General features: G+C 56.7%; 12 protein-coding genes and 1 tRNA gene. 12 read left to right on the top strand and 1 reads right to left on the bottom strand.

Translation table 11 applies throughout. The features are described from left to right. Window positions 1-12 precede the first annotated feature (12 nt). From DW937_RS02210 to DW937_RS02170, 9 genes are all read left to right on the top strand, one after another. On the top strand, window positions 13-996 hold the full coding sequence (locus tag DW937_RS02210) for a DUF4340 domain-containing protein (RefSeq protein ID WP_120119990.1): 984 nt from the start codon (window positions 13-15) through the stop codon (window positions 994-996). Between the two features lie 281 nt (window positions 997-1,277). Continuing rightward, window positions 1,278-2,324: a spermidine/putrescine ABC transporter ATP-binding protein gene (gene potA, locus DW937_RS02205; RefSeq protein ID WP_097774916.1), complete on the top strand. Its 1,047-nt coding sequence runs from the start codon at window positions 1,278-1,280 to the stop codon at window positions 2,322-2,324. 9 nt (window positions 2,325-2,333) lie between these two features. Next, window positions 2,334-3,149 (top strand): ABC transporter permease, encoded by an 816-nt coding sequence (locus DW937_RS02200; protein WP_044953212.1) that lies wholly within the window; start codon window positions 2,334-2,336, stop codon window positions 3,147-3,149. Then, window positions 3,149-3,994 (top strand): ABC transporter permease, encoded by an 846-nt coding sequence (locus DW937_RS02195; RefSeq protein WP_120019816.1) that lies wholly within the window; start codon window positions 3,149-3,151, stop codon window positions 3,992-3,994. Before DW937_RS02200 ends, DW937_RS02195 begins: the two co-directional genes overlap by 1 nt. Next, entirely contained in the window at window positions 3,994-5,226 is a 1,233-nt protein-coding gene (locus DW937_RS02190; RefSeq protein WP_120119989.1) for a spermidine/putrescine ABC transporter substrate-binding protein, read from the top strand. The genes DW937_RS02195 and DW937_RS02190 overlap by 1 nt, the downstream gene beginning before the upstream one ends. A gap of 63 nt (window positions 5,227-5,289) precedes the next feature. Next, a complete protein-coding gene (locus DW937_RS02185) occupies window positions 5,290-6,027 on the top strand; it encodes an acyl-ACP thioesterase domain-containing protein (protein WP_120119988.1) in 738 nt (245 codons plus the stop codon). Between the two features lie 176 nt (window positions 6,028-6,203). Continuing rightward, complete coding sequence (locus DW937_RS02180; RefSeq protein ID WP_005937246.1) at window positions 6,204-6,491, top strand: hypothetical protein; 288 nt, start codon at window positions 6,204-6,206, stop codon at window positions 6,489-6,491. Between the two features lie 546 nt (window positions 6,492-7,037). After that, window positions 7,038-8,552: an IMP dehydrogenase gene (locus DW937_RS02175; protein WP_118526963.1), complete on the top strand. Its 1,515-nt coding sequence runs from the start codon at window positions 7,038-7,040 to the stop codon at window positions 8,550-8,552. A 224-nt stretch (window positions 8,553-8,776) separates the two neighbouring features. Continuing rightward, the gene (locus tag DW937_RS02170; RefSeq protein WP_005937257.1) at window positions 8,777-10,294 is read left to right on the top strand and encodes a nicotinate phosphoribosyltransferase; all 1,518 of its coding nucleotides are present in this window, start codon (window positions 8,777-8,779) and stop codon (window positions 10,292-10,294) included. 50 nt (window positions 10,295-10,344) lie between these two features. Here DW937_RS02170 and DW937_RS02165 read toward each other — a convergent pair. Then, window positions 10,345-10,428, bottom strand: a tRNA-Leu gene (locus DW937_RS02165). A gap of 274 nt (window positions 10,429-10,702) precedes the next feature. Between DW937_RS02165 and DW937_RS02160 the strand changes: the two genes are divergently transcribed. From DW937_RS02160 to DW937_RS02150, 3 genes are all read left to right on the top strand, one after another. Continuing rightward, window positions 10,703-12,979 carry a hydratase gene (locus tag DW937_RS02160; RefSeq protein WP_097781857.1) on the top strand — a complete coding sequence of 759 codons (2,277 nt, stop codon included), beginning with the start codon at window positions 10,703-10,705 and terminating at the stop codon, window positions 12,977-12,979. 64 nt (window positions 12,980-13,043) lie between these two features. Further along, window positions 13,044-13,901: a PHP domain-containing protein gene (locus tag DW937_RS02155; protein ID WP_097774920.1), complete on the top strand. Its 858-nt coding sequence runs from the start codon at window positions 13,044-13,046 to the stop codon at window positions 13,899-13,901. Window positions 13,902-13,992: 91 nt separating this feature from the next. After that, on the top strand, window positions 13,993-14,256 hold the full coding sequence (locus tag DW937_RS02150) for a TIGR03905 family TSCPD domain-containing protein (protein ID WP_005937268.1): 264 nt from the start codon (window positions 13,993-13,995) through the stop codon (window positions 14,254-14,256). Window positions 14,257-14,280 lie beyond the last annotated feature (24 nt).

The raw sequence follows: 14,280 nt of genomic DNA, 5'->3' as shown, positions 1-14,280 counted from the left end.
GGGGGCACTGCCATGAAAACAAAACAGCGCACCCTTGCGGTGCTTCTGGTGCTGGTGCTTGTGCTGGGCGGGCTGCTGTGGTTTGCCAGCCGCAGCAATGCCGCAGAAGAAGCTGCTTCCAGCGCCGCCACAGAGGGCAGCATCCTGCTTTCTTCTTTTGCGGCGGGCGATGTGACCAGCATCCGGTATGCCTATGGCGGCGAAACGCTTACCTTAAATTACGATTCCGGCAGCTGGACGCTGGCGGATGACCCGGACTATCATCTGGATGCATCTGCCTGCAATACCATGGTTACGGCGCTGGCATCCCTGAACGCCAAACGTCAGCTCACGGCTCAGCCCGGCGAGGACTACGGACTTGCCGATCCGGCTGTTACGGTCACAGTGACGGCGGCAGGCGAGACGAACACCTTTGCCTTTGGCACCGAGAACCCGGTCACAGGAGATCTGTATGTGCAGAAGGCAGGGGACGATGCCGTGTACACCGTTTCTGGCAACAAGGCGACCTGCTTTGAGCTGACCAAAGCAGACATTTTTGGCACGTTCAACCCGGCGGAACTGACAGTCTCCGCGCTGGAAAGTGTTTCCATTACGACGGGCAGCGGCACCCTTGCACTGAATGCAGTTTCTGAGCCTGCGGAAGCGGAGAGCGATTCCTCGGAAAGTGCGGCCGATTCCACTACCTATCAGACCGTGTGGCGGCTGGCCGATGAACCCTCTGCCGATCTGGACGACAGCAAGGTGCAGAGCATCCTCTCTGCTCTGGCAGGCTATGTGACCGCACAAATCACGGATGCCGACCCTTCGGCCTACGGCTTTGATGCACCGCTTGCAACGGTGCGGGCCGCCTCTGCCGATGGGACCGTGACCATCCACTACGCCGAAAATGCAGACGGCTGCTGGATGATGGTGGAGGGGGACAGTTCCGTCTATGCGGTTGACCTTGACACTGTGCAGGCCCTTCTGATAACGGCCACTGCCTTAAAAGCTGAATAAAAACCTTTGTGCGCCGTATGCGGAAAGCCCGCTGCGGCGCATGTTTTTTTTGTTGCGGCGTGTAAAGCTTCGGCAAACATTGGCAGAGTGATTGACATTTCAGCAAAGATTGATTAAGATAGACGAGACAGGGCAGAATAACTGCGCAATATAAGAGCCTGCTTTTGCAGGTTCTCCGGTCGTCATGGATGTTGTGCGGGGCTGGGTCGCCCTGGTACGAGGGATGGGGCATGGCCCTGTCTTTTTTCGTATCTGAGTTACAAGGAGGATAAAGTAAAAAAATGGACAACTCGGTGATCGTTTCACTGCGGGATATCGTAGTGGAATTTGACGGTCAGCGCATTCTGGATGGGCTGAACCTCGACATCCATGACAAAGAGTTCGTAACGCTGCTGGGCCCTTCCGGCTGCGGCAAAACCACCACCCTGCGTCTGATCGCAGGTTTTCTGGAACCCAATTCCGGCAAAGTGCTGCTGAAAGGTGAGGACATTACCGGCGTGCCGCCCTATAAGCGCCCGGTGAACACCGTTTTTCAGAAATACGCACTGTTCCCGCACCTGAACGTGTTCGAGAACGTGGCCTTCGGTCTGCGGCTCAAAAAGATGGACGAAGAGACCATCCGCCGCAAGGTGCGCAACATGCTGGAAGTTGTTGGCCTGAAAGGCTTCGAGCGCCGCAGCATCAGCCAGATGTCCGGCGGCCAGCAGCAGCGCGTGGCCATCGCCCGCAGTCTGGTGAACGAGCCGGAGATCCTTCTGCTGGATGAACCCCTTGGCGCACTGGACCTCAAGCTGCGCAAGGAGATGCAGCTGGAGCTGAAGCGCCTGCAGCGCGAAATGAACATTACCTTTATTTATGTTACCCACGATCAGGAGGAAGCCCTTACCATGTCCGATACCGTCGTGGTCATGAACGGCGGCAAGGTGCAGCAGATCGGCACGCCGGAGGATATTTACAATGAGCCGAAGAATGCCTTTGTTGCAGACTTCATTGGCGATTCCAACATTGTGGACGGCGTGATGCACCGGGATTTTCTGGTGTCCTTCTCCGGCGTGGACTTCCCCTGTGTGGACCGCGGCTTTGCCCGCGAGCAGAGCGTGCAGGTAGTGGTGCGCCCCGAGGATATCGAGGTGGTCTCTCCTGTGGAAGGCCAGCTTGTCGGCGTTGTGAACGATGTCATCTTCAAGGGTGTCCACTTTGAGATGCATGTGGAGTGCGAGGGCCGCGAATGGCTGATCCATTCCACCCGCGCCTGCACCCCCGGTGAGACCATTGGTATGCGCATCGGCCCCAACGAGATCCACATTATGGCGCGTTCAGAGGGGTGAGCCGCAATGATGAAGATTTACGATAAAAAGCTGGCCTATCCGTACTTTGTATGGATGACGCTGTTCACAGTGGTGCCTTTGATCATCGTGGTGTACTATGCATTTACGGATGCAAACGGAGCTTTCACGCTGGATAACCTCACCTCCATCAGCGGCTACGGCTCGGTGTTTGCCCGCAGCCTGCTGCTGGCACTCATTGCCACGGTCATTTGTCTGGTCATTGCGTTCCCGGTGGGCTATTTTCTTTCCCGCCTGCGGGTGAACAAGCAGCACATCATGCTCATGCTGGTCATGCTGCCCATGTGGATGAACTTTCTGCTGCGCACCTACGCATGGATGGGCCTGCTCAGCATCAACGGCCCGGTGAACGCCGTTCTGGGCGTGTTCGGCCTTGGCCCCTTCAATATGCTCAACACCTCCGGTGCGGTGGTGCTGGGCATGGTGTATAACTATGTGCCCTATATGATCCTGCCGCTGTACACCAGCATGACCAAGATCGACCAGAGCCTGGTGGAAGCTGCGCAGGATCTGGGCGCTTCCACCACCAAGACCCTTCTCCGGGTGCTCATCCCCATGAGCGTGCCCGGCATCAGCACCGGCATCACCATGGTGTTCGTCCCGGCGGTGTCCACCTTTGTTATCAGCCGTATGCTGGGCGGCGGCTCCAACCTGCTCATTGGCGATCTGATCGAGATGCAGTTCCTTGGCAACAGCTACAACCTGAACGTGGGTTCTGCCATGAGCCTTGTGCTGATGATCATTGTGCTGCTGTGCATGAGCTTCACCTCCAGCTTTGATGAAGATGAAATGGAGGGCGTGTCCTGATGAAAACGAAACATCTGCGCCTGATGCAGCGCGTCTATATCGTGCTGTTTTTCTGCTTCATGTACCTGCCCATTGCATACATGATCGTATTCAGCTTCAACCAGTCCAAGGGCTATTCGCTCTTCACCGGCTTTACCCTCAAGTGGTACTCCAGCCTGCTGCACAACTCCTCCATCCTGCATGCGCTGCTGGTCTCGCTGGAAGTGGCTCTGATCTCTGCGGTCATTGCCACTGTGCTGGGTACAGCGGCAAGTCTGGGCATTGCGTCCATGGGCCGCGGGAGCCGCCTTGTCGTCACCAACATCACCTATATCCCGGTGGTCAACCCGGAGATCATCACCGGCATCTCGCTCATGCTGCTGTTCGTGGCCTACCAGCGCTTTGCCGGGGGTGTCTCCTGGCTGCCGGATACCATCATGGGCTTCCCGACGCTGCTCATTGCGCATATCGCGTTCAATGTGCCGTATGTCATCTTCAACGTCACGCCCAAGCTCAAGCAATTGGATATCAAGCTGTATGAGGCAGCGCTCGACCTTGGCTGCGACCCCAGGCAGGCCTTCTTCAAGGTCATCCTGCCGGAGATCAGCCCGGCCATCCTGTCGGCATTCCTCATCTGCCTGACCTATTCCATCGACGACTTCATGATCTCCTATTTCAACTGCGGCACGGTGGAAACGCTGCCCATCGCCATCTACTCCATGACCCGTAAAAAGGTCAGCCCGGAGATCTATGCGCTGTCCACCATCATGTTCGTGGTCATTCTGTGCATCATTCTGATTTCCAACGCAATGGAGAGCCGCAGCTACCGCCGCGACCAGAAGGCGCTGAGAGGGGAGGGCGTGTGATGAAACGTTTTGCTGTGCTGCTGCTGGCGCTGGCAATGACGGTCTGCTGTGCAATGCCCGCCTTTGCCGCCGGCACCATCGAAGTCACCGAGGATGTCTCGGTGTCGGACGATTACGACTGGACCCGCTTCAAGGGCCAGAACGTGGCCATCAATGTCTATAACTGGGGCGAGTATATCTCCAACGGCTCGGACGACAGCGTGGACGTGGTGGCGGCCTTTGAAAAGCTCACCGGCATCAAGGTGAACTACACCACCTTCGACTCCAACGAGTCCATGTACGCAAAGCTCAAGTCCGGTGCTGCCAACTACGATGTGGTCATTCCGTCGGATTACATGGTGGCAAAAATGATCGCTGAGGGGATGCTCAAGCCTCTGAACTACGACAATATCCCGAACTTCAAAAAGATCGATCAGGAATACGTGGATCCGGATTACGATCCGCAAAATGCCTACACCGTGCCCTATATGCTCTGCACCACCGGCATCATTTATAACACCACCATGGTGGACAAAGCGCCCACCAGCTGGGCCGACCTGTGGGACGAGCAGTACGCAGGCAATATCCTGATGTTCAACAACAGCCGCGATGCCTACGCCATTGCTGCTTTTAAGAGCGGCCACAACATCAACCCGCAGTCCACTGAAGAGGTGGATGAGGTGGTGGAAGAGCTGAAGGCTCAGAAACCGCTAGTGCAGGCCTACGTCATGGATGAGATCTTTGATAAGATGATCGGCGGCGAGGCAGCCGTCGGTGTGTACTACTCCGGCGATGCCATCACCATGATCGACGATAATCCCGACCTTGCATGGGTGTTCCCGGAGGAAGGCAGCGTGCTTTCCGTGGACTGCATGACCATTCCTGCTGCCAGTGAACATCAGGAAGCTGCGGAAATGTTCATCAACTTCATGTGTGAGACGGACATCGGCAAGGCAAACGCCGAGTACATCGGCTACACCACCCCCATGCAGGATGTGTGGGAGGTGCTGGACGAGGATCTGAAGGAGAGCGAGATCGCTTATCCGTCCGAAGAGAAAGCCGCCAAGGAAAAGGTGTTCACTGCCCTGAGCGACGATGTGAACAGCGAGCTGGACGTGAAGTGGAGCGAAATGAAGAGCTACGACGAGGGTGGCAGCAGTCTGCTGTTCCTTGCGCTGCTGGCAGCCATGGTAGCGCTGGCCTGCTTCAACATCTGGCGCAAGGTCCGCAGGCGCAACCGCAATCAGTATTAAACGCAAAGGAGGCTGCTGCACAGAACAACGTGCAGTGGTCTCTTTTTATAGAAAGGAAAAACCATGGAACAGTTCTTTTACACCGAGACCATGACAGTCATGAACGCAGATGCCGACTTCCGCAGCCTGCTCAAGCCCAGCGCCCTGCTGCGCTATGTGGAGCAGATTTCGACAGACCACGCCCGCGCCTTTGGTATGGATGACCAGTTCTTCAAAGATCGCGGTGTGACCTTTCTGGTGGGCAAGCAGGCCCTGAAATTTGACCGTGTGCCGCAGCGTGCCGAAACGCTGACCCTTACCTCCCGGGCGCAGGTCAGCAAACGCGGTTCGGTCAAACGCATCACCACCCTGACCGATGCCGAGGGGAAAGAGGTGGCTATGGTGGACTGCCGCTGGATCGTGGCAAGCCTTACGGAGGGCCGTATCCTGCGGGAACCGGGCTGGACGGTGGAGAATTTCTGGAACGATACGGTGGAGGGCGAGCTGCCTTTGCAGCTGCACAAGTGCAAAGATGGTCTGACCAGCGCAGGGGAGTGGACGGTGCATTATTCCCAGTGCGATCTGAACGGCCATTTGAACAACGCATTCTATCTGGACCTTGTCTGCGATGCGCTGCCGCTGGAAGTGATGCGCAAAGGCCCCGTGACCTTTGCTTCTATCAACTACCACCGCGAGATCCCGATGGGAGAAACGGCAGAGGTGTTTTATGCCCCTTCGGCGGATGGCTGGTATGTGATCGGAAAGCACAACGGCCAGACCAGCTTTGAGTGCTATCTGGAGGTGGGAAAGACAAACGTGTAAACCGTTGATCTCTCAAGAGAACCGCTGCGCCGCTTTTAGCTGAAAATAAGCGAGCAATGCAAAAAACGTCACCTGTGCAGAAAAAACGGCGCATTTTGAGAATTGCATCCTCTGAGGAACAGGGAGTACTCTTTTATTAGAAGGATCTTCTCGTTGTCCAAAGGAGGATAAAACAAATGAAAAAACATCTCCGAGTCCTTGCGGCCGTTCTGGTACTGTGCTTCAGTCTGCTGTGCCCGGCGGCATCTGCCGCCAGTGTACAGACTGCGGCCTGCAAGCCGTCCACTGCAGCCGTTCAGACCATTTCTGCCGGCAAAAAGACGGAGCAGATGGTCTGGGTCCCAACGCACGGCGGCAAAAAATATCACAGCAAGTCTACCTGCAGCAATATGAAAGACCCGGAAAAGGTTACATTATCGAAAGCAAAAGCGGAAGGCTTCACTGCTTGCAAAAAGTGCTATTAAGAAAATAAATAATGATCTGCAAAGCCCTTGCCGGAAATTTTCTGGCAGGGGTTTTATATGTGTCCACAAAAAGTTCAAAAATTATTACAAAGAAATTACAGAAAAGCTATTGCAAATTGGTTTCAAAAGAGTTACAATATGGTTACAGCAAGGGCAAACGATCCTGCTGAGTGTGAAATCTTTTTCTTCTTGTTTTTTGGGATATCGGGCACAGGTTCTCCTCCTCCGGCTGTTCTCCTTCACAGTCGTGATCCATGTGCCGCACAGGCGGTATCCCGCTTCGTGTGCAAAAAAGCTCGTCCGTTCTGGACGAGCTTTTTTGCATCCATAAATCACGCAAAAACCGGCTTCTCATGCGGGAAAGTATGACCTTACGCCATTTTGGTGGGCAATTTGCCTGTTTTTCTGCAAAGGACATTTACAAAGTTTGGCGCGGCGGGGGTTTGTATTCCGGCTGGCTTTGTGGTACAGTATATACAATCAATTTATAGGTTGCAAACATGAATCCGATTGATGTTGATGCGTTAAGAGAAAAGGAGTTTGAACATGGCTTATTTCTATAAAGAACCTTCCCGCACTTTCGGTGAATATCTGCTGATCCCCGGCTATTCCTCTGCAGAGAATATCCCCACGGCTGTCAGCCTCAAGACCCCGCTGGTCAAGTACCGCAAGGGCGAGGAGGAATGCCCCCTGCAGATGAATATTCCCATGATCAGCGCTATTATGCAGGCGGTCTCTGGCGATAAGCTGGCCATTGCACTGGCCCGTCAGGGCGGCGTGTCCTTCATCTACGGTTCTCAGAGCATTGAGAACGAGGCCGCCATGGTGCGCCGCGTCAAGAGCTTTAAGGCTGGTTATGTCGTGTCCGATTCCAACCTGGCCCCCACTGCCACCCTGCACGATGTGCTGGAGCTGAAGGCACGCACCGGCCACTCCACCATTGCCGTCACTGCCGATGGCACGCCGGGCGGCAAGCTGCTGGGCATCGTTGCATCTCGTGACTACCGCATCAACCACACTCCGGATGATGCCCCTGTCACCACCTTCATGACTCCCATTGAAAAGCTGGTCACTGCACCGGAGAACACCTCCCTGCACGATTGCAACAACATCATCTGGGATAACAAGATCAACACCCTGCCTCTGGTGGATGCCGAGGGCAACCTGAAGTATATGGTGTTCCGTAAGGACTACGACTCCCACAAGAAGAACGCCAACGAACTGCTGGATAAGAACAAGAGCTATGTGGTGGGTGCCGGCATCAACACCCGCGATTACGCTGAGCGCGTGCCCGCACTGGTGGATGCCGGTGTGGATGTACTGTGCATCGACTCTTCCGAGGGTTACTCCGAGTGGCAGAGCCGCACCATCGGCTGGATCCGTGAGCACTACGGCGATACCGTCAAGGTGGGCGCAGGCAACGTTGTGGATGCCGAGGGCTTCCGCTTCCTGGCCGAGGCTGGTGCAGACTTCGTGAAGATCGGCATTGGCGGCGGTTCTATCTGCATCACCCGCGAGACCAAGGGCATCGGCCGTGGTCAGGCTACCGCTGTCATCGAGGTGGCAAAGGCCCGCGATGAGTACTATAAGGAGACCGGCATCTACGTGCCCATCTGCTCCGACGGCGGCATCGTCCACGATTACCACATCACGCTGGCACTGGCCATGGGTGCGGATTTTGTGATGCTGGGCCGCTACTTTGCCCGCTTTGACGAAAGCCCCACGAATAAGGTGCGCATCAACGGCCAGTATATGAAGGAGTACTGGGGCGAAGGCTCCAACCGTGCCCGCAACTGGCAGCGCTACGATCTGGGCGGTTCCAGCAAGCTGAGCTTTGAGGAAGGCGTGGACAGCTACGTGCCCTATGCCGGCCCTCTGGCTGACGGTGTGCAGACCACTCTGTACAAGGTCAAGAGCACCATGTGCAACTGCGGCGCTCTGTCCATCCCGGAGCTGCAGCAGAAAGCAAAGCTGACCGTGGTTTCCTCTACCTCCATCGTTGAGGGCGGCAGCCACGACGTTGTGCTGAAGAATGCTACCCCCAATATCATCAACGGTTAACACGTTTGTTCTGAAAGCCGCCCATGCTGTTTGTGTATGGGCGGCTTTTTCTTACCGGAAATTGACCGGGATTTTCCAAAAATGCTTGCACCGCTCTGCGTTTGGTGATATCATGATAGAAACGCACTGTCAAGACAGGCAGGCGCGCAAACCTTCCCACAGGTCAGAACGGCAGGGGACAGCAAGGAGCCTTTGCCGGGTGTAAAGAAGAGAGGATACTGTTCATGGACGAAATCAAGGTTGTGCCTTATATTCCAGATGAGGACTACGACAACCCCGCAATGGTCGTGGATTTTTATGAATTTACAATGGCAAACTGCCTGTTCCTGCACGGATTCAAGGACACCACGCTGGTGTTTGATATGTTCTTCCGCAAGAACCCGGATGCTCAGGGCTACTCCATCAGCGCCGGCCAGCGCAAGCTGACCCGCTTTCTGCTGAACTACCACTTCAATGCACAGGATATCTGGTGGCTGCGCACCAAGGGCATGAGTGAGGAATTCTGCGAGTATCTGCGCACCTATCAGTGGAAGGGCGACATGTACGCTCTGCCCGAGGGCACGGTGGCATACCCGCATGTGCAGATGGTGCGCATCGAGTGCGACCTCGTGGGCGCAATTCTGATCGAGACCTACCTGCTGCAGACCATGAACTTCCACAGTCTGATCGCCACCAAGGCTACCCGCGTCACCGGCCTGAACACCCACACGCCCCGCAGCGTGATGGAATTCGGCACCCGCCGTGCGCAGGGCGAAAGCGCTGGCAACGATGGTGCATATGCTGCTGTTCTGGGCGGCTGCGTGGGCACTGCCAACTGTTTGGCCGAGATGAAGTTCGGCGCGGAGGTCAAGGCTGTGGGCACCGTAGCGCACAGCTTCATCGAGTTCTTCCCCACGGAGTTTGATGCATTCAAGGCCTTTGCCGATACCTACCCGGATTCGGTCAGTCTGCTGCTGGACACCTATAATATCATGGAGAGCGGTCTGCCCAACCTCATTAAACTGGACGATTACCTCATCGAAAAATACCCCAACGACCCGAACCGCCGCGTCAAGAGCGCTCGTATCGACTCCGGCGACCTGGCCCGCGGCTCCAAGCGCCTGCGCAAGGCACTGGATGCGGCCGGTAAGCCTTACATCAAGCTGGTGGCTTCCAATGGTCTGGACGAAAAGAAGATCGCCAACATGGAGCTGTATGAGCACGCCCATTTTGACTCCTACGGCGTGGGCGAAAACCTGATCACCTCTGCTTCCGACCCCGTGTTCGGCGGGGTGTACAAGCTGGTGGCGGTCAAGCAGCCGGACGGCAGCTACACTCCCAAGATGAAGTGCTCGGATTCCGCCAGCAAGGCCATCATTCCGGGCAAGAAGATGCCGTGGCGTCTCTACGATGAAAATGGTCAGGCCCAGTGTGACCTGATCGCCATGGATGATGAAGTCATCGAGGCGGGCAAGCCCGTCACGATGGTCAATCTGGACTCCGATGCCATCGAACGCACCGTCACCATTACCCCCACCAAGGTCAAAAAGCTGCTGGTGCCGCATGTGCTGAATGGTCAGCTGGCCATTGAGCTGCCTTCGATCGCAGAGAAGAAGGCCTACATTGCAAAGCAGCTCACCGAGGAGACCTGGGAGAGCGAGCTGCGTCTGGAGTGCCCGCATAAGCACTATGTGAACATGACCCCGGCTGTGGCCGAGTGCCGTTCCAAGATGTACGCAGAGCTGCACGGCGGCAAGGTGTAAAATAAGCAAAATAAAAAGCCCCTCAAGCGTAAGCTTGGGGGGTCTTTTTATGCCGCCGACGGGGGTCGAACCCGTACTCTGTCTCCAGAAAGGGATTTTAAGTCCCTCGTGTCTGCCAATTTCACCACAGCGGCATACAACGCTAATAATAATACAATAGAATGGCTTCTTTGTCAAGAAAAAGCACGGAGCCCGTCTCTTCATCCTCCATTCACGATTCATTTGTAAAAAGTGCTTTTTCTTTCCGTGGTTTCATGGTATAATAACCTTCAGATACGGTTTTCCGGGCCGTAGCCGCGTGCTTTGGCAGCGCGGCAGAAGAGGGCAGAGCGGGCAGCGTACCGCTCTGCTGGGGCAGTGCCCGCAAGATAGGGCGGGCGGGAAATACAAAAAGAGAGGCGAATCGAGATGTTGGATATGATCAAGTGCAGCACCGGCGGCGCATACTATGCCCGCGGTGAATGGGTGCCTGCAGACGGCGAAGCAAGCGCCGCACTGGCAGCAAAGGGCTTTGATGCCGCAGCCATCGAGAACGCAAAGACCGGCACCATGGCCTACAGCATTCTGCAGGCCCACAACACCAGCGGCGATGCCGAAAATCTGAAGATCAAGTTCGATGCCATGGCCAGCCATGACATCACCTTTGTGGGCATCATCCAGACGGCCCGTGCGTCCGGTCTGGAGAAATTCCCCATTCCGTATGTGCTCACCAACTGCCACAACAGCCTTTGCGCCGTGGGCGGCACCATCAATGAGGACGACCACCGCTTCGGCCTGTCCGCCGCCAAAAAATACGGCGGCATTTTTGTGCCCCCGCATCTGGCGGTCATCCACCAGTACATGCGCGAAAAGTTTGCGGGCTGCGGCAAGATGATCCTTGGCTCGGACTCCCACACCCGCTACGGTGCTCTGGGCACCATGGCCATTGGTGAGGGCGGCGGCGAGCTGGCAAAGCAGCTGCTGGGCCGCACCTACGATGTGGCCCGTCCGGGTGTTGTTGCAATTTATCTCACCGGCTCTCTGCCTGCAGGCTGCGGCCCGCACGATGTGGCCATTGCGCTGGTGGGCAAGCTGTTCAAGAGCGGCTATGTCAAAAACAAGGTGATGGAGTTTGTCGGCCCCGGCGTTGCGTCCCTGCGTCAGGATACCCGCAACGCCATCGATGCCATGACCACCGAGACCACCTGCCTGTCCTCCATCTGGGAAACTGACGAAACGACGCAGAAATTCCTTGCGGTGCATGGCCGTGCCGCCGACTATAAGAAGCTGGCTCCGGCCGACCTTGCTTATTACGACGGTGTGGTAGAGGTAGACCTTTCTGCCATCCGTCCCATGATCGCACTGCCCATGCATCCCTCCAATGCATTTACCATTGAAGAGCTGAACGCAAACCTTGAGGATATTCTCCATGCCTGCGAGCAGGATGTGCAGAAGCTGATCGGCCGTAAGGATGTCAGCCTTGACCTGTGCAGCAAGATCGAGAACGGTAAACTGCGTGTGGATCAGGGCGTGATCGCAGGCTGCGCAGGCGGTCTGTACGACAGCATTTATGAAGCTGCCTCCATCCTCAAAGGCCACACCGGCGGCTGCGGTGACTACGCCCTGAGCGTGTATCCCGGCAGCCAGCCCATCATGATGGAACTGGTGCGCACCGGAGTCATCCACGACCTGATGGCCAGCGGTGCCACCGTCCGCACTGCGTTCTGCGGCCCCTGCTTCGGCGCAGGCGACGTGCCCGCCAACGGCGCGCTGTCTATCCGCCATACCACCCGTAACTTCCCCAGCCGCGAAGGCTCCAAGCCCGGCAACGGCCAGCTTTCCGGTGTGGCACTGATGGATGCCCGCAGCATTGCGGCCACCACGGCCAACGGCGGCATTCTGACCCCAGCTACCGATATCGACTATGATCCCACTGTGCCGGAGTATCAGTACGATCCTTCCAGCTACGATACCCGCGTGTATCAGGGCTTTGGCAAGGGCGATTACGATGCCCTGCTCAAGCTTGGCCCCAACATCAAGGACTGGCCCGAAATTGCACCGCTGGGCGATAACCTGCTGCTGAAGGTGGCATCTTACATCACCGACCCTGTCACCACCACCGATGAGCTGATCCCCTCCGGTGAGACTTCGTCTTACCGTTCCAATCCTCTGGGTCTGGCCGAGTTCACCCTCAGCCGCAAGGACCCGGAGTATGTGGGCCGTGCCAAGGCCGTGCAGGCCGAAGAAAAGGCCCGCCGTGCAGGCGAGGGCAGCGCCGAGGTGCTGGCCCAGCTGCACAAGGTGCCCGGCTGCGAAAACCTGACTTGGAACGATGTGCAGATCGCATCCACCATCTTTGCCGTCAAGCCCGGCGATGGCTCTGCCCGTGAGCAGGCGGCCAGCTGCCAGCGTGTGCTGGGTGCCGGTGCCAACATCGTTACCGAGTACGCCACCAAGCGCTACCGCTCCAACCTCATCAACTGGGGTATGCTGCCGTTGCAGCTGGTGGGCGCAACGCCGTTCGGTCTGGGCGACTATGTCTTTATCCCGAATGTCCGCGAGGCCCTCAAGGGTGACCTGCAGGACATCAAGGCCTATGTGCTGGGCGACACCGCAAAGGAGTTCAGCCTGTACATGGCCCCGCTGACCGCCGACGAGCGCAAGATCCTGGCCGACGGCTGCCTGATCAATTTCTATAAGCACTGATATGATATAAGGCTTCCTCTTTGGGGGAAGCCTTTCTCTGGTTTTCTTGGGAGGTTCATTTTCCATGCCCGGCGATCTTCACAACCATTCCACCTGTTCCGATGGCTCTGTGCCCATCCACCGCCTGCCGCTCATGGCGGCGCGGGCGGGGCTGGACACCATGGCCATTTCCGACCACGACACCCTGCTCAGCGTAAACTACTGCTATGAGCACCCTGTGCAGGACGGCGTGCGCCTGCTTCCGGCCACCGAGCTGACCGGCTATGACCATGAGCATAAGCATCGCGTGCACCTGCTGTGCTACTTCCCGGACCCGGAAAGCCGGGAACTGAAGGAGCATTGCGACATCCTGCGACAGCGCCGCAACGAGTGCGGCCTGCAAAGCGCAAAGGAGATCGAAGCGCTGTACCCGCAGTTCCGCACGGAACAGGCGCTGGAATACGCAAAGGACAGCGGTGTGCTGTTCAAAAGCGGCATTATGGAAGCGTTGCACCAGCTGGGGCTGTGCGATGCTGTGTACGGCAAGCTGTACAGTTATCTCTTTGGCTGGGAGCCGCGCGGCGTGGTGCTGCATCAGGTAAAATATCCCTCGGTGCAGGAAGTAATCGCCACGGCGAAAGCTGCCGGTGCGGTGCTGGTATTTGCACACCCGACCGTTTACAAGAGCATGCCGCTGGTGCGTCAGCTGGCCAAAGAGGGCATCATCGACGGCATTGAGGTGGAGCACCCCCGCAACAGCCCGGAGGACAGGGCCGAGTGTGCTGCTCTGTGTGAGCAGTATGGGCTGATCCATACCGGCGGTACGGACTTCCACGGTGCAAACCACAAGGTGCCGCACCCGGTGGGTACCTGTACCACGGCGGACGATCAGGTGGCCCGCATTCTGGAGCTGGCCCACAAGCGCCGCGGTATTGATGTGTGACCCGGTCACATTGACATTCCGGCACGCTGCTCTATAATAGAAGCAGACGATCTTCGTCGGGATTTCTGTCAAAAAGAGAGGATTTTGAACTATGAGCAAGGAATTCAGCTTCCCGAACAGCGGCACCTGTTCCAAGCAGACCAACTTTGTGCTGAACGATGACCACACCATTGCGTCCATGGAGGTCATTGGCGGCTGCAACGGCAACCTGAAGGGCATCTGCCGTCTGGTCAAGGGCATGAAGGCCGAAGATGTGATCGACCGCATGGAGGGCACGCTCTGCGGTTTCCGCAATACCAGCTGCCCGGATCAGATCGCCAAGAACCTGAAAAAGGCTCTGGCCGAAATGGACTGAAAAAATCAAACAGCGAAGGGGAGA

The organism is Faecalibacterium sp. AM43-5AT (assembly GCF_003603345.1).
Lineage (GTDB): Bacteria > Bacillota > Clostridia > Oscillospirales > Ruminococcaceae > Faecalibacterium > Faecalibacterium taiwanense.
Note: the sequence above shows the minus strand (reverse complement) of the source record. Positions and strands in the feature narration are given on the sequence as shown.